The sequence below is a fragment of the Arthrobacter sp. JUb119 genome, from assembly GCF_024807995.1.
Taxonomy (GTDB): domain Bacteria; phylum Actinomycetota; class Actinomycetes; order Actinomycetales; family Micrococcaceae; genus Glutamicibacter.
Window position 1 is genome coordinate 348323 of sequence record NZ_JANUFE010000003.1, and the last position, 23893, is coordinate 372215.

At 61.6% G+C, this 23893-nt stretch carries 23 protein-coding genes and 2 riboswitches; of the genes, 13 read left to right on the forward strand and 10 right to left on the reverse strand.

The features are described from left to right. Positions 1 to 2 precede the first annotated feature (2 nt). Both M2368_RS10560 and M2368_RS10565 read left to right on the forward strand, forming a co-directional pair. Positions 3 to 1253, forward strand: a complete 1251-nt coding sequence (locus M2368_RS10560; protein ID WP_498724427.1) for a signal peptidase I — start codon at positions 3 to 5, stop codon at positions 1251 to 1253. A gap of 88 nt (positions 1254 to 1341) precedes the next feature. Beyond that, entirely contained in the window at positions 1342 to 1755 is a 414-nt protein-coding gene (locus tag M2368_RS10565; RefSeq protein ID WP_498724428.1) for a hypothetical protein, read from the forward strand. A gap of 43 nt (positions 1756 to 1798) precedes the next feature. Here the strand turns inward: M2368_RS10565 and glsA are convergent, their stop codons facing one another. Continuing rightward, complete coding sequence (gene glsA / locus M2368_RS10570) at positions 1799 to 2824, reverse strand: glutaminase A (RefSeq protein ID WP_498724429.1); 1026 nt, start codon at positions 2822 to 2824, stop codon at positions 1799 to 1801. A 244-nt stretch (positions 2825 to 3068) separates the two neighbouring features. Here glsA and M2368_RS10575 point away from each other — a divergent pair, with 244 nt between their 5' ends. Both M2368_RS10575 and M2368_RS10580 read left to right on the forward strand, forming a co-directional pair. Next, entirely contained in the window at positions 3069 to 3491 is a 423-nt protein-coding gene (locus M2368_RS10575) for an acyl-CoA thioesterase (protein WP_105656140.1), read from the forward strand. Positions 3492 to 3689: 198 nt separating this feature from the next. Further along, positions 3690 to 4112, forward strand: a complete 423-nt coding sequence (locus tag M2368_RS10580; protein WP_105656139.1) for a VOC family protein — start codon at positions 3690 to 3692, stop codon at positions 4110 to 4112. 12 nt (positions 4113 to 4124) lie between these two features. On the opposite strand, the gene M2368_RS10585 is transcribed toward M2368_RS10580, so the two are convergent. Together M2368_RS10585 and M2368_RS10590 are read right to left on the reverse strand one after the other, a co-directional pair. Next, a complete protein-coding gene (locus M2368_RS10585; RefSeq protein WP_332502693.1) occupies positions 4125 to 4964 on the reverse strand; it encodes an SGNH/GDSL hydrolase family protein in 840 nt (279 codons plus the stop codon). Positions 4965 to 5035: 71 nt separating this feature from the next. Continuing rightward, positions 5036 to 5644, reverse strand: coding sequence for a GNAT family N-acetyltransferase (locus M2368_RS10590; protein WP_498724430.1), 609 nt, complete (start codon positions 5642 to 5644; stop codon positions 5036 to 5038). A 125-nt stretch (positions 5645 to 5769) separates the two neighbouring features. On the opposite strand from M2368_RS10590, the gene M2368_RS10595 reads away from it, so the two are divergent. From M2368_RS10595 to M2368_RS10605, 3 genes are read left to right on the forward strand one after another with little or no spacing between them, the layout of a single operon-like run. Next, on the forward strand, positions 5770 to 7062 hold the full coding sequence (locus M2368_RS10595; protein ID WP_105656126.1) for a sensor histidine kinase: 1293 nt from the start codon (positions 5770 to 5772) through the stop codon (positions 7060 to 7062). After that, positions 7050 to 7739, forward strand: coding sequence for a response regulator transcription factor (locus tag M2368_RS10600; RefSeq protein ID WP_105656125.1), 690 nt, complete (start codon positions 7050 to 7052; stop codon positions 7737 to 7739). The genes M2368_RS10595 and M2368_RS10600 overlap by 13 nt, the downstream gene beginning before the upstream one ends. Beyond that, the gene (locus M2368_RS10605) at positions 7736 to 8599 is read left to right on the forward strand and encodes a hypothetical protein (protein ID WP_105656124.1); all 864 of its coding nucleotides are present in this window, start codon (positions 7736 to 7738) and stop codon (positions 8597 to 8599) included. The genes M2368_RS10600 and M2368_RS10605 overlap by 4 nt, the downstream gene beginning before the upstream one ends. A gap of 86 nt (positions 8600 to 8685) precedes the next feature. Here M2368_RS10605 and M2368_RS10610 read toward each other — a convergent pair whose 3' ends face one another. From M2368_RS10610 to M2368_RS10620, 3 genes are all read right to left on the reverse strand, one after another. Then, positions 8686 to 9513 (reverse strand): PspA/IM30 family protein, encoded by an 828-nt coding sequence (locus M2368_RS10610; protein WP_498724431.1) that lies wholly within the window; start codon positions 9511 to 9513, stop codon positions 8686 to 8688. Between the two features lie 84 nt (positions 9514 to 9597). Then, entirely contained in the window at positions 9598 to 10317 is a 720-nt protein-coding gene (locus tag M2368_RS10615) for an AAA family ATPase (protein ID WP_105656122.1), read from the reverse strand. Between the two features lie 112 nt (positions 10318 to 10429). Continuing rightward, positions 10430 to 12328, reverse strand: a complete 1899-nt coding sequence (locus M2368_RS10620; protein WP_498724432.1) for an FAD-dependent monooxygenase — start codon at positions 12326 to 12328, stop codon at positions 10430 to 10432. A gap of 168 nt (positions 12329 to 12496) precedes the next feature. Between M2368_RS10620 and M2368_RS10625 the strand changes: the two genes are divergently transcribed. After that, entirely contained in the window at positions 12497 to 13162 is a 666-nt protein-coding gene (locus M2368_RS10625) for an IclR family transcriptional regulator (protein ID WP_105656120.1), read from the forward strand. A 408-nt stretch (positions 13163 to 13570) separates the two neighbouring features. Continuing rightward, positions 13571 to 14335 (forward strand): DUF2786 domain-containing protein, encoded by a 765-nt coding sequence (locus M2368_RS10630; RefSeq protein WP_105662055.1) that lies wholly within the window; start codon positions 13571 to 13573, stop codon positions 14333 to 14335. On the opposite strand, the gene M2368_RS10635 is transcribed toward M2368_RS10630, so the two are convergent. Both M2368_RS10635 and M2368_RS10640 read right to left on the reverse strand, forming a co-directional pair. Beyond that, positions 14332 to 15579: a CynX/NimT family MFS transporter gene (locus M2368_RS10635; RefSeq protein WP_498724522.1), complete on the reverse strand. Its 1248-nt coding sequence runs from the start codon at positions 15577 to 15579 to the stop codon at positions 14332 to 14334. The genes M2368_RS10630 and M2368_RS10635 overlap by 4 nt on opposite strands. A 115-nt stretch (positions 15580 to 15694) precedes the next feature. Beyond that, positions 15695 to 16153, reverse strand: coding sequence for a GatB/YqeY domain-containing protein (locus tag M2368_RS10640; RefSeq protein ID WP_105662056.1), 459 nt, complete (start codon positions 16151 to 16153; stop codon positions 15695 to 15697). A 109-nt stretch (positions 16154 to 16262) separates the two neighbouring features. On the opposite strand from M2368_RS10640, the gene M2368_RS10645 reads away from it, so the two are divergent. After that, positions 16263 to 17762, forward strand: coding sequence for a DUF4232 domain-containing protein (locus M2368_RS10645; RefSeq protein ID WP_498724433.1), 1500 nt, complete (start codon positions 16263 to 16265; stop codon positions 17760 to 17762). Here M2368_RS10645 and M2368_RS10650 read toward each other — a convergent pair. Further along, complete coding sequence (locus M2368_RS10650) at positions 17723 to 18997, reverse strand: carboxylate--amine ligase (RefSeq protein ID WP_105656115.1); 1275 nt, start codon at positions 18995 to 18997, stop codon at positions 17723 to 17725. The two genes, M2368_RS10645 and M2368_RS10650, sit on opposite strands and share 40 nt — an antisense overlap. Before the next feature lie 13 nt (positions 18998 to 19010). Then, positions 19011 to 20153 carry a lipid II:glycine glycyltransferase FemX gene (locus M2368_RS10655; protein WP_498724434.1) on the reverse strand — a complete coding sequence of 381 codons (1143 nt, stop codon included), beginning with the start codon at positions 20151 to 20153 and terminating at the stop codon, positions 19011 to 19013. Positions 20154 to 20249: 96 nt separating this feature from the next. Here M2368_RS10655 and M2368_RS10660 point away from each other — a divergent pair, with 96 nt between their 5' ends. From M2368_RS10660 to M2368_RS10670, 3 genes are read left to right on the forward strand one after another with little or no spacing between them, the layout of a single operon-like run. Beyond that, positions 20250 to 20579, forward strand: coding sequence for a metal-sensitive transcriptional regulator (locus M2368_RS10660; RefSeq protein ID WP_498724435.1), 330 nt, complete (start codon positions 20250 to 20252; stop codon positions 20577 to 20579). Between the two features lie 59 nt (positions 20580 to 20638). Continuing rightward, the gene (locus M2368_RS10665; protein ID WP_105656112.1) at positions 20639 to 20953 is read left to right on the forward strand and encodes a heavy-metal-associated domain-containing protein; all 315 of its coding nucleotides are present in this window, start codon (positions 20639 to 20641) and stop codon (positions 20951 to 20953) included. A gap of 56 nt (positions 20954 to 21009) precedes the next feature. Then, on the forward strand, positions 21010 to 23268 hold the full coding sequence (locus M2368_RS10670) for a heavy metal translocating P-type ATPase (protein ID WP_332727867.1): 2259 nt from the start codon (positions 21010 to 21012) through the stop codon (positions 23266 to 23268). Between the two features lie 228 nt (positions 23269 to 23496). After that, positions 23497 to 23595, forward strand: a riboswitch (glycine riboswitch). Then, positions 23596 to 23704: riboswitch (glycine riboswitch) on the forward strand. Positions 23705 to 23893: the final 189 nt, after the last annotated feature.

A 23893-nucleotide genomic window follows, 5' to 3' on the forward strand; every position in this document is an offset into this window, starting at 1 on the left:
GGGTGGGATCACGCAGCGCACCAGCTCGCGCCAAGCCGACACTCACTGCTCGTCTCGGTGACTTCCTGCTCACTATCCTGGCCATTGCCGGTTCATTGTGTTTGCTGCTCGTCATCCTCAGCTTCACCTTGAACATCTCGATCATGATGTTCAAAACCGGTTCCATGAGTCCCACCATCACTGCCGGATCCATTGCGCTAGTCAAGGAAATCCCTGCCAGCGAACTGGTAGTTGGCGACATTGCCACCGTTCAGCGCGGCCAAGGGGAGCTTCCGGTCACCCACCGAGTCACAGCGATCAAGGACATCGCTGATGACGGCACCGTGACCTTTACAATGAAGGGTGACGGGAACGAGACACCCGATGTGGATCCCTACACCGCCTCGACTGTCCAACGCGTGTTCTTTTCCGTTCCGGGGCTCGCCCCGCTGATCCAGAAGTTCAATTCTCCATATGTGCTTGGTGTGCTGACGCTGGGAGCCGCTGCGCTCGTCGTCTGGGTTTTCTGGCCGCGCGACCAAGGTGAAGAAGAGGAACTATCGGCGCAAGTACCGAAACAAATCGATTCACAGCACGCTGTCCTTCTTCCAGCAGTGCTACTCGCTGTTGCAGCGGCAATCGTTCCTGCATCCCCGAACTCCACGATCCAAACTGCTGAAGGTGAGTACCTGCGCCTTAGGTCCGTTTCCTCCGCGGCAATGTCGAGCATGAGCCCTGGCCAATCGGCAACATGGACAACCGATGTCTGGGCGGATGCGCCGGACGAGGGACTCATCGACGTCGAGGTGCACATTTCCCCTCAACAGGACGAGCCATCGCCATGGGAACTGACCGTGATCGGCTGCAGCCTCTTGGGCGACGAGCACTTGCCGGATTGCGGTGAGCCTCCGCGCGAATTGCTCTCGGCTCAACCAGCTTCCAATGCCACGAACAATACGAGCATCAATGTTGCAAGTTTTAGTTCCGAAGAACGACACCGGTTCCAGGTCGTCGTTTCACTGAGTTCGGAATTTTCGGCAGGCGACAGCATTTCCCCCTTGGAAGTCAAGCTCATCGCCAAGGGCCTAGGCGAGGACCTCGCCACCTCACCAGAACCTTCGGATCCCGAATCGCCCAACGGCACCGTTGACGACGGCCCAAACCTTGCTGAAACGGGCACGGCTAATCTTCCTGCATTCCTGCTCCTGGCGTTGGTCCTTGTCGCCCTCGGACTTTCGCTACGTGTGCTGGGAAGGAGGCGTCAGCATGGATAGGCATCGGTTCGGCTCTCCTACCAGATGCAGGTTCTTCGCCGTCCTATTGGTACTGGTGTTGTCTCTTGCTGGTCTGTCTAGCACCCGAATGGAAAGCACGACGGCAGCGTGGACCGAGCAATCAATCGCCTCGGCAGAATTCTCGGCAGCCTCGCTCGGGCCTGTCAGAGCCCTCCAATGCTTTGATATCGACAGCGGATTGCTCGGCACAAATTTGCTGAGAAACCAGTTGCTTCTTGCCTGGGACACCCCTACGGGCTTTGAAGATCGCCCCATGAAGTACCGAATTACTTGGGATGGCGGAATTCTCGGTGCAAAGGGTGAAGCAACGGTAGCCGATGGCACCAATCAGTATAAATACCAAGCGGTACTGCTTGGACAAATTCTCAGTTTCGACATCGTTTTCAAGGTATATCCCGTGTACGGAACATGGGAGGGACCACCCGAAACGTATACCGCAAGAACTATTTCGTTGCTGTTGTCAGTGACGATGGACTGCTAGCAGTTCATCGTCACTGACAACTTCGGCGCACCGTATCAGTTCGCTACTCCAGGTTCGGCGCCGACGCAAACAGATTCAGGCCCATGGCACGCGAAAGCTGCCCGATGGCCAGCTGCGCGCGCACCGAGTTTCCGGCCATATCCAGGGGCGGCGAGAACGCGCCAATGGCGCCCTTGCCCGGAGCTACCGCGACAATGCCGCCAGAAACCCCGGACTTAGCCGGAATCCCGATCTCGAACAGCCACTCGCCAGAACGCTCGTACAAGCCGTTGGAGGCCACGGTCGCCAGGGTATCGCGGCAAACATCTGCATCGACGACGCGCTTTCCGGTCACCGGGTTCACTCCGCCATCGGCCAGCGTCGCGCCCATGACGGCAAGATCATGCGCGCTGATATTCAGCGAGCACTGCTTGGTGTACACATCAACGGCATCCGCAGGTTCGTTCTCCAGCCGCCCATAGCTCTTGAGCAAATGCCCCAAGGCCTTGTTGCGCTCGTTGGCCAGCGATTCTGAGTGGTAGACCTCGTCATCCAGGCTCAGCGCCCGGCCGGCAAAGGCGGATAGCCCTTCCCGGACGTTCTCCCACTTCTTGGCAGCGGTCTTGCCGGGCATCATTGCTGTCGTGGCGATGGCGCCGGCATTGACCATGGGGTTCATCGGCAAGCCGTTGTTCAATTCGACGGCCATCACAGAGTTGAAAGACATGCCCGTATTGTTCACGCCGATGCGTTCGCGAACGACCTCGCGCCCATGCTCCTGCACCACCAGCGCGTAGACGAACATCTTGGAGATCGACTGAATCGAGAACAGATGATCGCAATCGCCAACCATGTGGACAGAGCCGCCGACGTGGGACATGGCGATGCCAAAGAGATTGGGGTCCGCTTGGCCCAGGATCGGAATGTAGTGGGCAAGGAGCCCGTCGTCTGCATCCGCGTATCGCTCATGGGCTTCCTTGAGCAGGGAATCGATGCGATCATGTTCCAGCTCACCGGTAGAAACTTGCTGAACGACGTCGTCGAAATCGGTGGGAATAGTTTCGTTATTCCCTTCCGAAGGATAGGTCATCTTCACCTGCCTTTTAGTCCTGGGTCCGTTGATTCATGCTGCTTGATTTGACCTTATCAACAGCATTGCCGCTTAGCACCTTGGATACAGCCATGAGCAGACAGGAAGCATTGGGCCAGTTCTCCCGGCACCCGCCCCAATCACGCGTCCACTTGGTATTCAATGCATGAATCGCATGTGTTTTCCCCTACATTGTGGAGCACCTTACAGCGCAATGCACCCGATCTGACTTAGCATTTTGTGTATGGCTAAGGGTATTACTTTTCATACGCGCAAGTGGGTTCGCCCAGAAGACTTGAACGCAAACGGCACGCTGTTCGGCGGCAGCCTGCTGCGCTGGATCGACGAAGAAGCTGCGATCTACTCGATCATCCAGCTGGGCAACAAGCACGTTGTCACCAAGTTCATGTCCGAGATCAACTTCATCGCCTCCGCAAAGGAAGGCGACCTGATCGAGATGGGCCTGACCGCTATCGACTTCGGCCGGACTTCGGTCACCCTGCGCGCAGAGGTGCGCAACATCTTCACCCAGGAATCGATCCTGACCATCGAGAAGATCGTCTTCGTGAACATCGGCGAAGACGGCAAGCCGGCACCGCACGGCTACGACCACATCACCTACACCCGCGATCGCATCCCGCTGGAAATCACCAAGGCACTGATCTAGTCCCCGCTTGAATGCCCGAAGCCCTCAAGAATTCAAGGGTTTGGTTCAAGGCTCCGCTCGGCCGCGCTTAACTGCGTGCCCTAGCGGGGCCTTGTTTCATTTCAAGGTTAATCCCGCATAGCTCTTGCGCTCGGTTCATGCGTCCAGCAAAGTTGTTTTTGCACTGAGGAATTCCCCCGACGCAGAAGCGAGAAACCCATGGGCCAGATGATTTTCGTCAACCTACCGACCGCCGATCTAGCCAGAGCCGACAAGTTCTACGAGGCCATGGGCTTCACCAAGAACACGACGTTCTCCGATGAAAATGCCACCTCATGGATCATCGCCGAGAATATTCTCGTGATGGTGCTGCGCCAGGAGTTCTTCGCAAGCTTCCTGGTCAACGGCGATAAGCCGGCGCTCGGAAGCGGCCTGCGCGAAACCCTCAATGCCCTGTCGGCAGAAACCCGCGAAGGCGTCGACGACTTCGTCGCACGGGCCGAGGCCGGTGGCGGCAGCATCTACCGCCCGGCAGATGAGCCATTCCCGGGCATGTACCAGGCAGCCGTCCAGGACCCGGATGGCCACGTCTGGGAAATCGCGTGGATGAGTCCAGAAGCAATGGAAAACCCAGGCAGCTAGGCAGCTAGGCAACTAGCTGACCTCGGAAATCCGCAGGTGCCGCAGCTCTTCTGCTTTGCGGCGCTTGCGGAACTGCTTCTTCATCCCCTTGGCCGGATGCATCGGCTCCGGCCAGCGGGGACGCAGCTGGTCCCCCAGGGTAATGCCGCGCATGCGCCGCCCGAACATCGGCAGCACCCACTGCCTCAGCCACTCCACGTCGCGCTGCGTGGCCTGCCAGAATCCGACCCGGTCCGCGGCGCCAAAGGGATCGAAAACCAGCTGGTGCGGATACCCGAGGATCTCCAGGATCCTGATGGCCATGTAGCGATGGCCGGCACGATTCATGTGCAGCTTGTCGATATCCCACATGCGCTTATCCCGGTACGCCTCCCAATTCCAGTAGTCAACGAGCACTACTGAGTCCGGATAGCGTTCAGCGAGCCGGCGCACGTGGTCATTGAAGCGCCAGTTGCGCCGCTTGAACGGGGCGAGCACCGGGTGCACGGGGATATCGAACCCGGTGAACAGCAGGACCTTGGCACCCGTGGAAACCAGGGCTTCGACAGCCTGCGAGTATCGGGCAAGGAATTCCTTCATGTCCTTGCGGAATTCCAGGATGTCGTTGCCGCCGGCATAAAAGGTGATCACCTCCGGCCTGAGTTCCAGGGCTATGGGGATCTGCTCGTCGATAATCGACTGGAGCCGTCGGCTGCGTATTCCCAGGTTCACGTACTGCCACTCGGGATCCGCTTTGGATAACTGCTTGGCCACGCGATCGGCCCATCCGCGTACACCGTTGGGCAGCCTGGGTTCCCAGTCCCCCACACCTTCGGTAAAGGAATCCCCGATCGCCATAAACAGCCGTCCCATGCTACCGACGCTAGAAGCCGAAAGTGCATAGCATGAAGCTTGCGGTTGAATTTCTGGTAAACCCTGGCGGTTCAGAAAACCATGCGCATGATCAGCCGGGGCATCCTGCTGGCCTGGGCGTCGCTGACCCCGACGACCTCGAACCCGGCCTGCTCGAACATCTTCCTGGTTCCGACGAAGGCCATGGTCAGGTCCATCCGCCCTGCCGGATTCACGGGGTAGGCTTCGACCGCTGGCGCCCCGAGGTCCCGCGCATACTGCACTGCGCCTTGGACCATTTCCCGATTCACGCCCTGGCGGCGGTAGCCGCTGCGCACCACCATGCAGGTGATGCTCCAAGCCTCCAGATCATCCACGGGCCTGATGAGCTTGGACTTTTCCAGCAGTGGGATCCTCGATCGCGGAGCGATGCTGCACCAGCCCACCGGTTCCCCTGCGCGATAAGCGATCACTCCCGGGGCAATCGGCTCGGTGCTCAGTGAGCGCATGGCGGCGAACCGGTCCCCTGTGCCTCGTTCCCTGATCTCGGCGGCACCGATCCGGTGCGACAAGCACCAGCAATGCTTCTGCCTCCGGCTCGGATTCACTACCGTCGCGAAGTCGTCCATGCGTTCTTCGGCCAGCGGCCTGATCTCGAGGGGCGCTGTTCCTGCCGCCTGCGGATCCTGGTTCGTGTCCATCTGTCCATCCTGCGCTCCGAAAAGCCCAAAGGGCACCCTGGGAGGCAAATTCTTCGGGTTTTCCATAATGAAGAACTCCGGTTCCCTCGGTGTTGGCGCTGACCTGCGCGCTCTAGTGTTGAGGTATGACTTCGACACCTAAGGTTCTACCGGGCACCGCACCTGCCCGTCCCCCGCTGAGATTGGGCATGACGCTGCTGCATATGGCATTGTTCGGGTCTGCCGGCCTGATCCTGTTTTCGCTGCTGCTGGCCTGGCTCTCGGTAGGCGTCGCGCTGACCCCGATCCTCGGTTTGGGCCTGGTCGTCTTGGCCGGATTGGTCTATGCGCTCTTCGGCCTGGCCCGCTTCGAGCTGACTCGAATCAGCAACCTCTACGACATGGACGTCGCTCCGCTGACCTGGCGGCCACGCCGCCGTGAAGGCTTTGGCGAATACGTCCGTTCGCTCGGACGCAATGTGTCCAACGGACGCATGTGGGCGCTGCTGGGAAGCTTGCTCTTCTCCTGCCTCGCCGGCTCGCTGATGCTCACTGCCCTGCAAATGGCCGTGCGTTCGTCCATCGTTGCCTTCGCCCCGGTCTTGCAGGCAGATAGTGCCGACCCGCTGGGAACCGTTCCCGGGCTGTGGGGCTTCCAGACTCCAGTAAGCCAGGCACCTTGGCTGGTGCTGGCGGCGCTGCTGGGAATAGCAGTGGTTATCGGCTTGGTTTTCTTGCACCGGATGGTCACCGTGGGAATCGTCGGCTCTATTGCCCGCGAGAGTGCACTGGTCGAACGCGTGCGCACCACCGCGGTGCAGCGCGAAGGAGCGGTGCGCGCCGCAGAGGTGGAGCGCACCCGCATCGAACGCGACCTGCACGATGGGGTCCAGCCCCGGCTGGTCTCCGTGGCCATGACCTTGGGGCTTGCGCACCAGCAGATCGACAGCGATCCGCGCCAGGCCAAGGAACTGGTGGCCGAAGCCCACGCTTCAACCAAGTCCGCGATTACCGAACTGCGCCAGCTCACCCGCGGAATCTACGCGTCGGTACTCGATGACCGCGGACTGGATGCGGCACTCTCGGCTATCGCAGGCCGCTCGCATATCCCGGTGGGCCTGGATATCCAGCTCAATGGGCGCTATCCGCGCGTGGCCGAAGCGGCGGTGTACTTCGCCATTGCCGAGGCGCTGACCAATGCTGCCAAGCATTCGCGGGCCCAGCGCTGCCAGATCACCGTGAGGGTCCGGGAGCATGAGGGCCAGCAAAGCCTGTGGGCCCGCATCGAGGACAACGGCACCGGCGGGGCGCGCATCACCCCCGGCGGCGGCCTGGATGGAATCAATAATCGGGTGCTCGCCGCCGGCGGCACCTTCAACCTGGACAGCCCCCAGGGCGGGCCAACTGCAGTGGAGGTGAACGTGCCATGCGCGTACTGATTTGCGAGGATTCGGTCCTGCTGCGTGAAGGGCTGGTCAGGTTGCTGGCCCACAGCGGCCACCATGTTGTCGCGGATTTGCCCGAAACCAGCGGGCTGATGGATTTCCTGGACAACTCGTCCGCCGATGATTTCCCGCAGGTCTGCATCCTTGATGTCCGTCTCCCGCCGACCTACACGGATGAAGGCATCCGTGCGGCGCTGGAACTGCGCAAGAAGTATCCGGATCTGCCGGTGCTGGTGCTCTCCCAGTACGTCGAGGAGCGCTACGCCTCGGAACTGATTTCCACCCAGTCCGGAGCGATCGGCTACCTGCTCAAGGACCGTGTTGCGGATGTCAGCGAGTTCATTGCCTCGCTGGAGCAGATTGCAGGTGGTGGAACCGTCTTGGACCAGGAAGTGGTGGCACAGCTGTTGACTCGACGCAATCACGATGACCGCATGCAGAAGCTGACCGACCGGGAACGCACAGTCCTGGCCGCACTGGCCGAAGGAAAATCCAACCAGGCGATCGCCGCGCTGCTCTTCCTCTCGGAGGCCAGCGTAGAAAAGTACATCACTTCCATCTTCCAGAAACTCGGCTTGGAAGCCGACGGAACGGGCAACCGGCGCGTGCTGGCAGCCCTGGCTCATATTGAAACCCTGGGCACCAACCGCACAGACAGGACAGGATCATGACTACCACGCAAACCATGCCGCTACCGCCAAACCCACCGGCGCCACCCAACAACGGCAAGCCGCTGAATATCATCCTCGCGGTGCTCGGCGGGCTGGTCATTCTCACCTTGGTCATCGCCACGGCACGCAGCGCCTTTGCTTCGGTCTCCCGGGAGCATTCGGTCCACGAAGCAGAGGTCTCCGGGGTGACCGCCTTGGAAGTTTCGGCGAGCTCGGGACGCTTCGATCTGGTCTTTGCGGACACCGACAAGGCAACACTTGAAGTCAAAAGCGCCAAGGCCGCGAGCTGGAAGCTGCATCGGGAGCGCGATCGGCTCATCGTCGAAGCCCCGAATGCCTGGGACAACTTCTGCTTCTTCGGCTGCGGATTCGACGACAACGAGGCAACGCTGGTGCTTCCGCAATCCATGGACAACGGAAGGCTGGATGCGGACTTCGAGCTGTCCGCCGGATCCTTCAACGCAGTCGGTGCCTACAAGGACCTGGTGGTTGAAGTCGGTGCCGGGGAGCTGAACCTCACCGGCAGCGCGCACACCGCCGATATCGACTTGGGCGCAGGGGAAGCAACGGTGCGCCTGGACAATGTCCGAAGCGCCCGGTTTGATATCTCGGCCGGCGAACTCATTGGCGAACTCTCGGGCACGGCGCCCAAGAGCATCGAGGGCAGTGTCAGCGCCGGCTCGCTGGAGCTGGAACTGCCCGAGGCCACCTACGACCTGCGGCAGAATACGGCCGCCGGATCCGTCGAGAACCTGCTCGCCACCGATCCGAACTCCCCTAACAAGATCACGATCGATGTCTCCGCAGGCAGTGCCACCTTGCATCCAGCAGGCACCGCCCAGGAATCGGTTGGCCGCTAGACCCGGTTCCCACGAAAAAGGCAAAGCGTCCCTTCCCGGATCAGTAGTGATCCGGGAAGGGACGCTTTGGCGCTTGTGGCTAGGACCTAGGCCTGGTTCTTCTTCAAGGCAGCCAGGCGTGCTTCGATCTCGGAAACCTGCGGTGCGCCGGCTTCGATCTGCGCTGCGCCGTCGGCTTCCTCGAGGATGTCCTGCGGGGCGTTGCTGGCCTTCAAGGCTGCCAAGCGCGCATCAACTTCGGTCTCGGCACCGAGGTCTTCCAGCTGCGCGAACTGCGCATCCAGGGAAGAGGCCGCCAGTTCCTGCGCACCGCGGACCTTGGCTTCGTCCTGGCGGATCTGCTGCTCGAAGCGGCTGATCTCGCTGGTCGGGTCGTTGATGTCCAGGGCCTTGAGGGTGTCCATCATCTGGTTCTGGGTCTTGGCATTGCGCGCGCGGGCCACCAGCTCATCGCGCTTGGCCACCAGTTCCTGGCGCTTGGTCTGCATGGTGTTCAGACCGGTCTTCAGCTTGGCCACGACATCACGCTGGGTGGTGATCGTGGATCCCAGGTTCTTGGCGCGCTTCTCGGCGTCCATCTGGCGCTGGATGGCCACCGTGGCCAGCTGGTTGAACTTCTGCTGGTTGGTGCTGTCACCGGCGGCAGAATATTCGTCAGCCTTGTTCGACGCGGCCAGCGCCTTGTTGCCCCAGTCCTTGGCTTCCTGCTGGAACTTGGCGTGGTCGTCCTCGGCCATGCGCAGGTTGCCGATGGTCTGGGCAACCGCCTGCTCGGCCCGGGCAATGTTGTTGGTGTATTCGCGAACCGACTGGTCCAGCATCTTCTTCGGATCCTCCAGAGCATCCAAAGCGGCGTTGGCGTTAGCCTTGCCGATACCGAACATTCGAGCCCAAATTGAGCGCTTCTTGGCCATAGTGCGTCCCTTCGTCTTCCGTTGCTTAAAGCTTAGGGGAATTAGCAGCGCCGCTCTAACCGAAGACCACGCTGCGTCGGCAATCTAGTCATTGAAATGGCGCAGGTACCGTCCCGGGGCATCCAGGAAAAGCCGCCAGTTCCGCACCATGTCCAACTCGTCGTAGTCCGATTCGCGGATGCCCCACTCCCCGATTTCATAGATTCGCGCCTCCGGCAAGGAAGCAAGAATTGGCGAGTGGGTGGAGAGAATTACCTGGGAACCGGAACGCAACAGATCTGCAATATGCGAGAGCAGCATGAGGCAGCCATTGAAGGACAGCGCTGATTCGGCTTCGTCGAAAACCCACAACCCATTGACATACGAGCGCTCGGTGAAGAACTCGACGAAGGATTCGCCATGGCTCTGGAAATTGTGCTTTCCGCGCGAGCCGATGGAGCCCAGATAGGCGAAGTGCCCGTGCATGGTTTCCGCGCGCAAGAACACGCCGGCCTTGGACGCACCGGCTCCGCGTTCCAATTGCAGGTGCGAGGACAACCCGGATTCGGTTGGTTGGGTCTGGTGCATGCTGTTGCGGGTTCCGCCCTCGGCATTCAGCCCAAAGGCCGCTGCAATCGCCTCGACGAGTGTCGATTTTCCTGCGCCGTTCTCCCCCACCAGCACAGTCAGCTGGCCTAGTTCAAGGCCCTCGTCAAGCAGTTGCTGCACCGCCGGGATCTGGGCGGCCCAGTCGGAACGATCCATGGGTGCCTTGGGATGTTCGGTGACGCGGCGAACCGGCAGCGTGTCGAAAAGTGCGCTCATGCACCCGAGGCTACCAGCAGCGCGCGACAGCTTGGCGGCAGTTATGCAGGCTTGGCCCCTTGGCCGCACCCATGGTTCAGCAGGGTGCGGCCAAAAGAGCCAATAGGGTTTTCTAGCCGTTGACCGGAAGCATGTTCCCGGCGAAGAACCCGGCGATCTCCTCACGCGCATCCAGCGGGAAGATCCCGGCGACGTACTGATCCGGGCGGACCACCACGATGGCGCCGTTCTTGCTGATTTCGCGGTCGCGGAAGATGTCGCGGCCGTGGCCGGCTGCGAATACCTGGTTGATGTCGTGCAGGCCGTACGGGACCTTCAGCGGCTGGAAGGCCTTGGGCACATCATGCAGCTCGACCTGCGTATAGTCCTGCTGGTAGATGGCCTTGGTATCGAAAACGGCATCCTCGTCCCCGCCTGCCGGGGTGTACAGGTTGCGCGGCGATGCCGGATCGGCGCTCCACCAAGCGGCGAAGTCGGCCATTGCGGTGCCCTCCAGTGCCGGTGCTGCCGCATCGGCGAAGGCGTAGATGCGCCAGCGTCCGTCAGCCTCGTGGAAGTGGCCCAGGTGGCGCCAGCGGTTATCCGAACGGCGAATGACCTCGGCGGATTTGAAGCGCTTGCCCACCGGGAAGCCCGGGGCCAGATCCTGGTGCTCCAGGCCGGCGGTGATCGGCGATTGGGTGTACTGCGTCATGAACCCGGCAGGGAATTCCTGGGTCTTGGTGTAGTACTTCTCCAGCTCGTCAGGGTCTTCCCAATCGTCCACCGACTTGGCCATCAGGGTGGACCATTCCTTGTCGAAGTCGATCAGGTTCTGCGCGATGACCTTGCGTTCCCCGGCGTAGGTATCCAGCAGCGCATCCGGGGCGCGGCCTTCGAGCACGGCGGCCAGCTTCCAGCCCAGGTTGAAGCCGTCCTGGATGGACACGTTCATGCCCTGCCCGGCCTTGGCCGAGTGGGTGTGGCAGGCATCGCCCATGATGAAGGCGCGCGCGCAGCGGGTGCCGCGCTCCTCATCGGAAACGTCGTCGAAGCCGTCGGTGATCCGGTGGGCCACCTCGTAGACCGAGAACCAGGCGACGTTCTTCACGTCCATGGTGTACGGGTGGATGATGCGGTTGGCCGTGGCCACGATTTCCTCGACCGGGGTGTTGCGGATGGCCCCGGCATCCTCGGCGGTCAGCTCGCCCAGGTCCACGTAGAAGCGGACCAGATAGCCGCCCTCGCGCGGGATGAGCAGGATATTGCCCGCGTCGTGGGACTGGATGGAGCATTTGACCTGGATGTCCGGGAAGTCGGTGTTGACCATGACGTCCATGACGCCCCAGGCATGCAGGGCCGCATCGCCGTGCAGCTTGTGGCCCAGCGAGCGGCGCACCTGGCTGCGCGCGCCGTCGCCGCCAACCAGGTACTTGGCCTTCACGGTGCGCTCTTCGCCAGTACGCGGCCCCGCCACGTACTTGATGCGCGCGGACACCGGGTATTCGGCGTCCGGGTCGATCTCGCAGCCGAGGTATTCCACGCCGTAGTCCGGGGTGATTTTGCCCGGCGCGCGTTCGGCGTCACGCAGGAAGTAGTCCAGGATGCGCGACTGGTTCACGTAGATGTGCGGGAATTCGCTCATTCCGGTGGAGTCGTCGGCAGCACGCGAATGGCGCTTGATGTTCGCCGGGTTCTCGGGGTCCGGGGTCCAGAAGCACATTTCGACATTGCGGTAGGCCTCTTCGATAACCTCGTTGGCGAAGCCGAAAGCCTGGAAGGTTTCCACCGAGCGGGCCTGGATGCCGTCGGCCTGGCCGACGTCGAGCCGGCCCGGGCGCATCTCGATGGCGCGGGCGTTGATGCTCGGGAAGCGCGAGAGCTGCGCGGTCACCACGGCGGCCGCCGGACCGGTTCCAACGATCAGCACATCCATTTCATCGGGAATTTGCTCGGCGCGGTCAATGCCGTAACCGGCTGCTTCCTTGACCCGTGGATCCCCGGAAACGTATCCCCTGTGGTGAATCTGCATAATGTGGCTCCCTATCGCTGTGCCGCTGAACTTCATTGTCTCTATAATTGCGACACTGTCCTAACTATAGAAACAATCGTAGCTTTCACGTAGGCTGTAGGCAAGACGTGGATCACACCGGGAACAGCGCGGCAGGCATCTGCGCAGGCCAGATGGAATGATTGGAACATGAGCAAAACCACCGAAGGCGGTTCGCAGACCCTGGGCCGCGGGCTAGAGGCACTGACCCTGATCGGGGAATCCGCGACGCCGCTGAGCGTCTCGGAACTCGCCGGACTGCTAGGCGTGCACCGCTCCATGGCCTACCGGCTGGTCAAGACCTTCGAGCAGTACGGATTCGTGGAACGCAATCCGGCAGGCGAGCTCGAATTGGGAGCCCGCCTGGGCGCGCTGGCGCGCAACGTCGCCAAGTCCCTGCAGGCCGCGGCCGCACCGCATCTGGCCACCGTCTCCGATGAGCTGCAGATGACGGCGCTGCTTGTCGTCTTCGATGGCGAGGCAGCCGTTACCCTGAGCACCGCAGAACCCCGGCTCGCCGATGCCACCGTGGCCCAGCGCCCGGGCACCCGCCATCCGATCGACAACGGCGCACCTGGACGGGTCATCCGTTCCATGCTCAATCCCCAGGAGCACCCGGCCAAGGACTTCGAATTCAGCCATGACGAAGTGATCCCGGGGTTGACCTCGATTGCCGTTCCGCTGGTGCTCCCGCAGGGCAAGCCCGCGGCCATCGCCGTCATCTACCCGCCACTGGAACGCGATCGCAACCACATTGCAGCCGTGCTTACGGCCGCCTCGGCACGCATCTCGGCAAGCCTGGGCATCCGCTCGTGAGCGGTACCTGCCCGCACGCTGCGCTAGCTAGGCGGTGCAGGCCTCATTGGAGCACCCCGCATCACGCGGACGGTAGGTCTGGGTTCCTTCAACCTTCTCCCACACTATGTGGCGGTGCTGCCCGCAGCGATCGCATGAAGGAGCCAGGTACGTGGCCCGCTCTTCCATGGTGTATGCACGAAAATCACCCATCACAACCTCCGATGACCAGCCGCGAAGCGAAGTTCGCGGGCCTGCTGGACCTGCTTGGTGCCTTCACTCTACGCGCGGTTTGCACAACCGGCTAGGGTCCACTGGCGGCAGTTACCCACAGCCCCTCAAGCAGGGCTCTGCACCTCGTGGCAAACTAATGCAGAGAACCGGATATGACCGCTTCGCCACCGCCGGACCGCTAGCAAGGAAGAAGCCATGAGCACCTCTGAGCAAAAGCTGCAACGCTTGAAAGAACGCATTGCCCTATTGCTGAACAAGGCCGAGAACACCACTTTTCCGCACGAAGCGCAGGCCTTCCAGGAACATGCCGAACGGCTCATGGTGCGCTATGGCATCGGCCGTGCGGAACTGGATGCCGACTCGGCCCACCGGGGCAAGAAGAAGGAAGCCATTATCGAGGAGCACTTCGATATGCGCGGCGTCTACCGCCTGGGACAGCGCGATGGCCTGTCCGCTGTGGGCCGGGCCTTCCGCACGGTGTCCATGCTGCAAAGCAACTACTCGACCTCGTGCAGGCTGTACATCATCGGCCATGAATCGGATGTAGCTACCGTCAAGAATCTCTTCGCCTCCTTGGTTGTCCAGGCGACTGCTGCCATGGCCCACTGGTGGGCACAGGAGGGCAAGCTCTACGCGAACTGGTACACCGATTCCGAGAAAACCATTGAACGCCGCGAATTCCAGCGCAGCTTCTACCTGCAAGTCGCTTCGCGCATCGCCATCCTCTACCAGGAAGAAAGCGTGCACAGCGGCAGCGGGACCGAACTGGTCCTGGCTAGCCGCAAGGAACAGGTCGACGAATTCGTCAGCAACCAATATCCGTTCCTGCGCCGCAGCAGGAACCGCGCCGCAGCCGGAAGCGCCAATGCCTCATTGGCCGGACGGGTCGCAGGAAGCCAGGCAGATCTCGGTTTCGACAAGCACGTCGACTCAGCCGCGACCGGCGAAGTCGCCAGCTAGCGCACTTGCTCTAGTTGCGTGTCCTCGATGTAGCGCGGACGCCCGGCCATGATGCCGACCAGGGTCTGGAAAACGATCAAGCCGGCAATAAGCCACATTGGCGCAACCCATGAACTCGAAGTTTCGTGCAGCACCCCGACCAGGAACGGACCGGGGAACGCCAGCAGATAGCCCGCAGACTGGCCGAAGGTGGAGAGCTTCGAGACACCCGCGGCGGTGCGGGCCTTTAAGCCGATCATGGTCAAGGCCAGCGGGAAGTTCGACCCGCAAATGCCCAGCAGCACCGCCCACAGCACCGCTCCCTGGACCGGAGCAAGCAGCATGCCGATGATCGCGATGATGCCCACGGCACCGTTGAAGATCACCAGTGGCGCCTGGTTCGAGAATTTGGCAGCGAGCGCCGGCATCACGAAGGACAAAGGCACGCCCACACCCAGCAGGATCGCCAGCAGGGATCCAGCGAATGCCGGCGAGACTCCCAAGTCGATGAAGATCTTGGGCAGCCACCCCATGAAGATATAAGCCACGGCGGACTGCCCGCCGAAGAACAACGCCACCCACCATGCGGTGGCGTTCTTGCTCATCGGCCCGATGCCGGCCGCATCATTTGAGTTACTGGCAAGATGCTGCTGCTGGGCTGCGATTTGGTTGCGCATCCCGAAGTACACCAAAAGCCACAGCACCAGCGCCAGCAAGGCCAGAATTGCCCAGAATCCCAAGCCCACGCGCCAGTTTCCGCCGAGCATCTGATTCACCGGCACGGCGACCCCCGCAACTCCGGAAGCACCCAAGGCAACCGCCGTAGTGTAGGCGCCGGTGACAATCCCGATCTTTCCCGGGAACCAGCGCTTGACCAGTACCGGCATGAGAATGTTGCCCACCGCGATGCCCGCAAGGGCCAATGCGGTGCACAGCAGGAAGAATCCGGTCCCCGGAGCCACCGCGCGCAGGGCAATGCCCAACAGGACAGCACCCATGGCTGAGGCCACCACTAGTTCCGGTCCGCGCTTCCGGGCCAGCCGCGGCGCCAAGGGACCCAGCAGCGCGAAGCACAGTGGAGGGATGCCGGTGATCATTCCGGCCACGAAGCCATTCATCTGCAGGTCGCCAATCACCAGATCAAGCAGGGACCCCAAGGAGGTGACGGCAGGACGCAGGTTCAGCGAGGCCAGGATGATGGCAAGGATCAGCAGTGCGCCAGAGCCCTTGGACAGGGTGGCGCGGTTTTTCGGGAAGTCAGGCATGGTATCCACAGACTATCTGCTTCAAAACCCGGATCCCATCCCCGTTGCCTGGACTACGGCAACGGGCCGCCCCAAAAGTGGGACGGCCCGTGCCGAATGAAAAGTCCAGTGTTGGCTAGCCCAGTTTGGCGCGCACCATCTGGGAGACAGCCTTGCCATCGAAGCGGCCAGCGATTTCGGCGCCGACCAGCTTCATGGCCTGGCCCATGTCCTTCATGGTCAGGTCGTGATCGGCTGCAAGTTCGGCCATGATCCTCTCGACAATGTCCTGGGCTTGCGCTTCGTCAAGCATCTTGGGCAGGTACGTGGAGATGAAGGCGGCTTCGGCCAATTCGCGTTCAGCCAATTCGGTGCGGCCGTCCTTGGCGGCCAGGCCAGCAGTTTCCTCGCGGTTGCCGACTTCCTTGCGAAGCAGGTTCTCGACATCCTGGTCGTTGAGCTCGCTGGGGTTCTTTCCCGACTTCTCCTTGGTGCCGATGGCACTGAGGATATTGCGCAGGGTCGTCTTCTCCAGCTCGTTGCCGGCCTTCAGATGGGCGATGCTGTCATCGCGCAGGCGATCTTTCAAACTCATGAGAACTCGCTTTCAATACGTGTGCTTGAAATTTTACTCGCATTATCCCGTTACCGTTTTCCGGAGTACCAGCGGTCAAGCATGAGGTCGCATTTGATACAGTAGCCAGATGAATTCACTGCGCGCTGGAGCTAGCGTCATCGCACTGGCTCTTATCGCAGCCATCCTGGTGATCTGGCAGCCATGGAATTCCTGCGACGCGCCCGATGAAGTTTGCGATTTCGTTGCAGCCGTCGAGGACCGGGACGGGGTCCTTGGCGTCCAGATGTCCTCCGAGGTCATGGATCACGATGTCTTGGCCGCACCGGATCTGTCAGTTGACCTGCAATTCGTGCTCTCGGATCAGCTCGATCCTGCACAAGCGGAAGTAATCGTGCGGGAGATGGCACAACAGATCCAGGCTGGGGCCCATGCCCTGAGCTTGCGGAACATCGACCTGGCCTTTGTCGCCGGTGAACCCCAGAATATCCCAGGCTCAAAGACGAAAACCTACCCACTGGAAGTCTCCGACAATTTTTCGCACTTTGGAGGCGAAGAGCAAGCGAAGCCTGGTCTTCTCGGTGAGAGGGCTTCATTCGCATTCCGCCTACGCGGGCTCGGCGCGGCAAGTGCGGCTAACTACTCGGCCACGGCGTTTAATTTGGAGCAGCTGCTGGCGCTGGGAAAATTCGCTGCACAGGCCAAGCACCCCACCGATTTGGCACTAGCAGATCGATCCGTGCGCTATTCGCCCGCGAATCGCACTGATATTCCCGAGCTCCAGCTTCTTATCGAGGCGGCCAAGCGAGGTTTCTTCGAGAGCGCCAGCATTGACCATTCCGGATTGAACCTGGTCCTCGGCAACGAGGCGCCAGCAGAGGCGGAAAAGGAAACCCGCTTATGGCTGGAGCGGCATGGTCCCTTTGGCGAGCCCATGCCCTACAAGCTGGCATCGCCTCGATACGAGGTCCTTGCTGAAGGCTGGGTTGGAAACAAGAAACCACAATGGCTGATCCCCAAGCCTGTGGTTCTTCCCGACAAGGTCAAAAGCTGGCCAGCGAATCAGCCAGCTCCGTTGTGCGCAGAGGGGGACTTGGAAATAGCCCTCGGCGCACCCGATGCAGCTGCCGGTTCACGGTACATGGCGGTCTACGCCAAGAACATTTCTGCTCGCTCGTGCGCGTTGCAGTCCTACCCGCAGATCGATTTCCTCAACGAGGCCGGCGATGCCCAGCCGGATATCGAGCTGCAGCCCGAACCGGATATCCTCCTTGAACGCGTTGCCATCCCTTCCGGCGAAGCGGTGATTTCGACGCTGGATTGGAATGCCATGTCAACGTCCCAGGATCCGGATGAAACCGTTGCCCTGGTCATCGCCGCAGCCAAGGGAATGAAACCGGTCCAGCTCGCACCCCAATACGATGGCCAGCCGACGTCCCTTGACATCCTGGACGGGGCGCAGATCGCCCAAAGCCCCTGGGTACAGGCGCGCGACGGGTGGGCAATTCCTGGAGACGCCTTCAAACCACAACCACCGGCCACTCCTAGGCCTGGGCCTGGGCCTGGGCCTGGGCCTGGGCCTGGGCAAGCCTACTGGGTGCGCGGCGGGAACGCCTTGAACTTGCGGTAGTGGTTGGCCGCATTCAACAGCAGATAGAGCTTGCGGCGAGGGTTCTTCTCGGCTGCGAACTTCAACGGGTTCGAGACCTTGCCTGCCTTGAGCAGTGCTTCTGCCTTGCGGCCGGTTCCGCTGTCCAGGAAGCGGCGCAGCAAGTGGTGCGGCAGCACGGTGAATAGCCGCTGGCGCGACAGCTGCAAGACACCTGTGCCGGTGTCCACCACCGCGTCGGTTTCCGGGTTCGACTGATCGAACTGCGCGCCGAGGAACTCGGTGACATAGAAACGGGCCGGGTTCACCCCGGCTGCGGTCAGGTAGAAGTGGTTGCGGCCCAGGCGCGGGTTGATCTCGAAGAATTTGATCTGGCCATCGCGGTGATCGTATTTGGCATCGATCATGGCAATTCCGCGCCAGCCCAGTTCTTCGAGCATGCGCGCGCCATCGGCGGCCATCGCATCGTTGCGACCGCTGACAATGGCGGCCGAATTGCCCAGCACCAGCGGGGCATGCTCCTCGATCACCACTTCGCCGTAGCCGGCGAAGATGACCTTTTCTTCCTGGGTGGCGAAGTAGGTGCACAGGCGCATCGCGTCATCTCCACCCGGAATGTACTCCTGGAAGATGTAGCCCGAGTCGTAGCCGCTGCCATCGATTCTGGAAACCAGGGCTTCGAGGTCGGCGCGGCTGTCGATGGTGTGGATTTTCTGCTTGCCCTCGAACTTGGCGGCGATCCAATCCGCGGAGCTCGATGGCTTGCCGATGACCGGGTAGTCGAAGGAACCTACCAGCGAATCCAGCGGGGTTCCCGGGTAATACACGGCGGTGCGCGGATGGGCGATGCCCAATTTTTCGGCGAGCGCGTAGAAGTTCTCTTTCAGTGCCGCACCCTCGATGGTTTCCAGCTGGGGGTACGGGATGACGTACTGTTCCTCAAGCTGCTCACGGTTCTTGGCGATCAGCATGATGTGGAAGTCCAGGGAGCCGAAAAGCATCAGCGGCCGATCCGCCGCGGCCTTCAGCTCATCGGCCAGCTCGACCAGGGCCGCGACTACGCGTCCCTCGTCGGCCATGGAGCCGATGGGGCGCAGTTCGATGGCTACCGAGTGCTCGATGACGCCGTTGCCGGCAGCCGGCAGAACCACCGAGCGCACCCCGTAGGCCTCGTAGAATTCGCGCGCCAAGGTGTAGGTGCCGATGTCCCCGCCGAGGATGACCGGGACAAATGGCTGGGTTGGATCGATTGCCAAAGTGGTGTTTTCCCTACTTCTTGCGCCAGTTCATGTATTTTTCGAAGGCCCACGCCAGGGGCTTGTTCAGCGCCAGGTCCCACTCGCCGTTGGTCTGCACGATGTCGCAGCCGGTGTTGGTCTTGAACTTGGTCAGCCCCGAGAGGTGGTGCTCCTTGTCCAGGGTCGCGCTCACGCCGCCCTGGTCCAGATAGCGGCAACCTGCCTCGATGGAATCGATGACCATGTGCTGCATGATCGCCTTCGGCGCGAACAGCTTGCGCTGCTCCGAGGAGGAAGCGCCGTACAGGTACCAGGCCAGGTTCGAGGAACGGATGACAATGGATGCGGCCAGGTCCACGCCTTCATTGCTGGCGATGTACAGGGTGCAGGAGCCCGGCACCGCTTCGTTGAGCACGGTGTGCATCTTCTCGAAGTAGCCCAGCGGGCGGCCGGTGAAGTCCTGGCGATCCGCGGTGTGGTTGTACAGGGCATGGAAGCGGGCAATGTCCTTGGTCTGGCCGACTTCGATTTCCAGGGTGCTCTTCAGCGCCTTGCGGGTCTCGTTGCGGGTGGTCGCCGAGTAGCTGGCCATGACCTGGTCCACGTCCAGCTGGTTGCCGTCATCATCTTGCAACGCCACGCGGGCCACGAATTCCGGCTGGCCCGCAGCGAAGTCCAGTCCCACATCTTCTTTGGAGAAGCCCATTTCCAGCAAGGCGTCATTCAGCGCTAGCGCGGTGCCTGAGGTGCTCTGGGTTTCAAGGTCAGCGAGCTGGGTGAACCCTTCCTTGCCCAGGTTCTTGCGCACCGCGGCGGCACCCCAGGTGCGCACGGCCAGTCCCGGGCCCATCTTCAGCTGGAATGCGCCACGATTCTTCAGGTAGGCGGCCAGCGGCTGGATTACCTGTCCAGGAGCATAGGTGCCGAAGTCGATGACCGGGCCATCGGGGATGTAGGCGAGGGTCTTCTTGATGACCGGGGCTGCACGATGCAGCACCAGTGCCGCGCCTACCAGCTCGTCTTCCTCGAACCAGCCGAGGGATTCACCGCGCCAGCCGCCCTTGACCTGGGCCCATTCGGGACGCTGCAGGAAGCTGACGTCTTGGGCGGTCTCAAGGAATGATGAGTGCTCGGTGCCGGAAATCGGACGCACATGAAGTTCGTTGTGGCTCACGGGTGAAATCCTACCGTGCTTCCCTCTCCGGCTGGGGGATGCTGGATACCCCCAGGGGGTACTTGACTTAATACCCCTAGGGGGTATGATCGTTATATGGATACCAACCACACGCGATATGAAACAGCTGAGCACCACGGCTATCACGCGGATAAAAGCGCCTTGGAACGACGCCTGAAGCGCATTGAAGGCCAGGTGCGCGGAGTGGCCAAGATGGTAGATGAAGACAAGTACTGCATCGACATCCTGACCCAGATCTCCGCTATCAACGCGGCATTGCACAAGGTCAGCGTGCAGCTGATCGATGACCATATCGGCCATTGCGTGGTTGATGCGGCCAAGTCATCCATCGAGACGGGTGATCCATCCATCGTGCAAGACAAAATCGCCGAGGCCACGGCCGCCATCTCCCGTTTGGTGCGCTGAGCGCGCCCCAACGGACCCATTTCCAATTCACACAGAATTCATCGAAAGAGAGCAAGATCATGAGCCACAACTGCAATTGCGGATGCTCCTCGGAAAAGAACTCCAACCAGGGCCTGCAGATCATTCCCCGCGAGCAGAGCACCCCGCTGACTAGCCATGTGGAAATCAAGATCTCCGGCATGACCTGCGGCCACTGCGTATCCTCTGTCACCGAGGAGCTCAAGGAGCTTGATGGGGTGCAAGAGGTGGAAGTGTTCCTCGATGCGAAGGGCGTGTCCACCGCCAACGTCACCACCAGCGCAACCGTAAGCGAAGAGAGCATTCGCAATGCCATCGACGAGGCTGGTTACACCGTCGAAGCAATTAACGCCTAGCCGCAAAAAAGCCAGGCACCAAGCCACAACGGCAAGAAAGTGCAAGGTCGTAAATCATGACTTCCCATGCCCCGCATGAAACAATCCCCGAATTGCGCACCGTCGATCTGGACATCCAGGGAATGACCTGCGCCTCGTGCGTGAATCGGGTGGAACGCAAACTCGGCAAGCTGCCCGGTGTCAGCGCGACGGTGAACCTGCCCCTGGAAACCGCCAAGGTCCAGGTCCCAGCCGATGTCACCGATGAGGCACTGATCGATACGGTGCAAGCCGCCGGCTATACCGCTTCCCTCAAGCACCCGCCCAAACCCGCCGGTTCGGATCACCAGGGACACGGGGAGCATGATCACGGCGGGCACGAGCACATGGTGCCCAACCACCTGCTGCGCCGCCTGCTGGTCTCCGCGATCTTCACCATTCCGCTGTTCATCATTTCCATGATTCCCGCAGCGCAGTTCCCGCATTGGGGTTGGGTCGCCTTCGCGCTGGCCACTCCCGTGGTCTTTTACGGCGCCTGGCCTTTCCACAAGGCAGCGGCCGTCAACGCACGGCACCTGGCCTCGACCATGGACACTCTGGTTTCCCTCGGTGTGCTCGCGGCCTACTTCTTCTCTGCAGTGCAGCTGATCCTCGATCCGCAGCTGACCGCCCATATCGGCATGTCCATGTCCGAGCATGCGCTCTACTTTGAAACTGCCGGCGTCGTGGCCACCTTGCTGCTGCTGGGCCGTTTCCTGGAGCACCGCGCCAAGTCCTCGGCATCCGATGCGCTGAAGTCCTTGCTGAACCTGGGCGCCAAGGATGCAGTGGTGCTTCGCGACGGCGCGGAAGTGAAAATCCCGGCCGGGCAGGTGCAGGTCGGGGACCATTTCGTGGTGCGCCCCGGCGAGAAGATCGCTACTGACGGCGTGGTCATTGACGGCGCCAGCGCGGTAGACACCTCGCTGCTTACGGGCGAATCGGTCCCGCAGAAGGCCGGGCCCGGCGATGAAGTCACCGGCGCGACCTTGAATGCCTCGGGCCGGCTGGTGATCGAAGCTACCCGCGTTGGCGCGGACACCACCTTGGCCCAGATGGGCAAGCTGGTCTCCGAAGCCCAATCGGGCAAGGCGCCCATTGCCCGCCTGGCTGACCGGATATCCTCCGTCTTCGTGCCGATCGTACTGGCCATTGCGCTGCTCACGTTCGTGACCTGGTTCTTTGCCAGCGGCGATCCCTACCAGGCGTTCACCGCTGCGGTCGCCGTGCTGGTCATCGCCTGCCCCTGCGCATTGGGCCTGGCGACCCCGATCGGCTTGCTGGTCGGCACCGGACGCGGCGCGCAGCTGGGCATCCTGATCCGCGGGCCGCAGGTCCTGGAAGATACCCGCAAGCTGGACACCATCGTGCTGGACAAGACCGGCACCGTGACCACCGGGGTCATGGCCCACCAGGGCACCCAGGCCATCGACGGGGTCGATCCCGATGAGGTCCTGGCCTTGGCCGGTGCCGTGGAGCACCATTCCGAGCATCCGATCGCCCAGGCCATCGCCAAGGCCGCAGCCGGCTTGGGCCCGCTGCCCGAAGCCAGCGACTTCGATTCCGATCCGGGCGGCGGCGTGGTCGGCACGGTCAACGGGCATCGCGTTGCCGTAGGCCGCTTCAGCTGGCTCGAAGCCCAGGGCGCGTCCTTGGATGACTCCGCCAAGGCCATGCTCGCGGAAGCCGAGCAGGCCGGCGCGACCGCCATCCTGGTCGCGGTGGACCAGCAGTTCCAGGCAGTGATCTCGGTGGCGGACAAGATCAAGGACAGCTCCGCAAAAGCTATTGCCGAACTCCAGGAGCGCGGCCTGCGCGTGGTGCTGCTGACCGGCGACAACCAGTCGGTGGCTACCGAGGTTGCCGCCCAGGTAGGCATCAAGGCCGAGGACGTATTCGCCGGGGTCTTCCCTGCCGGCAAGGCCCAGGCGATCACCTCATTGCAAGAGCAGGGCAAGGTCGTGGCCATGGTGGGCGATGGCGTGAATGACGCGCCAGCACTGGCGCAGGCCGACCTCGGCATCGCCATGGGCTCGGGCACCGATGTGGCCATCGAAGCCGCGGACATCACCCTGATGGGTAACGACCTGCATCAGGTCACGCAGGCCATCGACCTGTCGGCCCGAACCCTGTCCACCATCAAGATGAACCTGTTCTGGGCTTTCGCCTACAACACTGCCGGCATTCCGATTGCGGCCCTGGGCTTGCTGAACCCGATGATCGCCGGAGCGGCCATGGCAGCCAGCTCGGTGCTGGTGGTACTGAACTCGCTGCGGCTGCGACGGTTCGGGAAGTAGCCCTCCGTACCTCCCCACGCGGGGCATCGGTTGAACCGATGCCCCGCTTTGCCGCATCCATGCCCTTGCTTCCCGAATCATTACGAAGCGGAGAATCCCCCATTTCGCCAGCCACTTTCCACGATTGGCGTGGCCAAGCGGTTATCCGGGGCCCGAAGTGTGAAATTGCGACTTGCACCACGTTCATTTTTCTGCGCATACTGTGATGGCAATCACCACATATGCCGTTGATGCGTGGCGGGAGAGATCCGCTCACACCATGGGCGGGCGCCGTAGGAGCAATTTCCTCCCCGGGAAACTCTCAGGCACCTGTACCGCTACGAACAGGCACCTCTGGAAAGCAGCCCAGGTTCGTCCGGGCTCACCGAAGGAGCAAGCTTCACCCAGTATTCGGGTGGAAGTGAAAACTCTCAGGTTGTAATACAGATTGGGGAGGGACCAAGAACAGTGCCGCACCGAGCGCACCAGTTTCGAGGGACTCCCCGTGGCATTCGCAGCAACTGCTCTGAGCGCAGCATGCCGCGCAATGCCCAGCTGGAATCCTTCCTAATCGGATGCGTTCTTCAAAGCGAACAGCTGCTCTCCAAGCCTTCAGGGCTTGGGGGCAGGAGCGCTTCGAGGCGTC

Excerpts from the sequence above, each read along its gene's own strand:
- M2368_RS10565 (WP_498724428.1), top strand. The coding sequence starts at position 1,342 with ATGGAAAGCACGACGGCAGCGTGGACCGAGCAATCAATCGCCTCGGCA.
- glsA (WP_498724429.1), bottom strand. The coding sequence starts at position 2,824 with ATGACCTATCCTTCGGAAGGGAATAACGAAACTATTCCCACCGATTTC.
- M2368_RS10575 (WP_105656140.1), top strand. The coding sequence starts at position 3,069 with ATGGCTAAGGGTATTACTTTTCATACGCGCAAGTGGGTTCGCCCAGAA.
- M2368_RS10580 (WP_105656139.1), top strand. The coding sequence starts at position 3,690 with ATGGGCCAGATGATTTTCGTCAACCTACCGACCGCCGATCTAGCCAGA.
- M2368_RS10585 (WP_332502693.1), bottom strand. The coding sequence starts at position 4,964 with ATGGGACGGCTGTTTATGGCGATCGGGGATTCCTTTACCGAAGGTGTG.
- M2368_RS10590 (WP_498724430.1), bottom strand. The coding sequence starts at position 5,644 with ATGGACACGAACCAGGATCCGCAGGCGGCAGGAACAGCGCCCCTCGAG.
- M2368_RS10595 (WP_105656126.1), top strand. The coding sequence starts at position 5,770 with ATGACTTCGACACCTAAGGTTCTACCGGGCACCGCACCTGCCCGTCCC.
- M2368_RS10600 (WP_105656125.1), top strand. The coding sequence starts at position 7,050 with ATGCGCGTACTGATTTGCGAGGATTCGGTCCTGCTGCGTGAAGGGCTG.
- M2368_RS10605 (WP_105656124.1), top strand. The coding sequence starts at position 7,736 with ATGACTACCACGCAAACCATGCCGCTACCGCCAAACCCACCGGCGCCA.
- M2368_RS10610 (WP_498724431.1), bottom strand. The coding sequence starts at position 9,513 with ATGGCCAAGAAGCGCTCAATTTGGGCTCGAATGTTCGGTATCGGCAAG.
- M2368_RS10615 (WP_105656122.1), bottom strand. The coding sequence starts at position 10,317 with ATGAGCGCACTTTTCGACACGCTGCCGGTTCGCCGCGTCACCGAACAT.
- M2368_RS10620 (WP_498724432.1), bottom strand. The coding sequence starts at position 12,328 with ATGCAGATTCACCACAGGGGATACGTTTCCGGGGATCCACGGGTCAAG.
- M2368_RS10625 (WP_105656120.1), top strand. The coding sequence starts at position 12,497 with ATGAGCAAAACCACCGAAGGCGGTTCGCAGACCCTGGGCCGCGGGCTA.
- M2368_RS10630 (WP_105662055.1), top strand. The coding sequence starts at position 13,571 with ATGAGCACCTCTGAGCAAAAGCTGCAACGCTTGAAAGAACGCATTGCC.
- M2368_RS10635 (WP_498724522.1), bottom strand. The coding sequence starts at position 15,579 with ATGCCTGACTTCCCGAAAAACCGCGCCACCCTGTCCAAGGGCTCTGGC.
- M2368_RS10640 (WP_105662056.1), bottom strand. The coding sequence starts at position 16,153 with ATGAGTTTGAAAGATCGCCTGCGCGATGACAGCATCGCCCATCTGAAG.
- M2368_RS10645 (WP_498724433.1), top strand. The coding sequence starts at position 16,263 with ATGAATTCACTGCGCGCTGGAGCTAGCGTCATCGCACTGGCTCTTATC.
- M2368_RS10660 (WP_498724435.1), top strand. The coding sequence starts at position 20,250 with ATGGATACCAACCACACGCGATATGAAACAGCTGAGCACCACGGCTAT.
- M2368_RS10665 (WP_105656112.1), top strand. The coding sequence starts at position 20,639 with ATGAGCCACAACTGCAATTGCGGATGCTCCTCGGAAAAGAACTCCAAC.
- M2368_RS10670 (WP_332727867.1), top strand. The coding sequence starts at position 21,010 with ATGACTTCCCATGCCCCGCATGAAACAATCCCCGAATTGCGCACCGTC.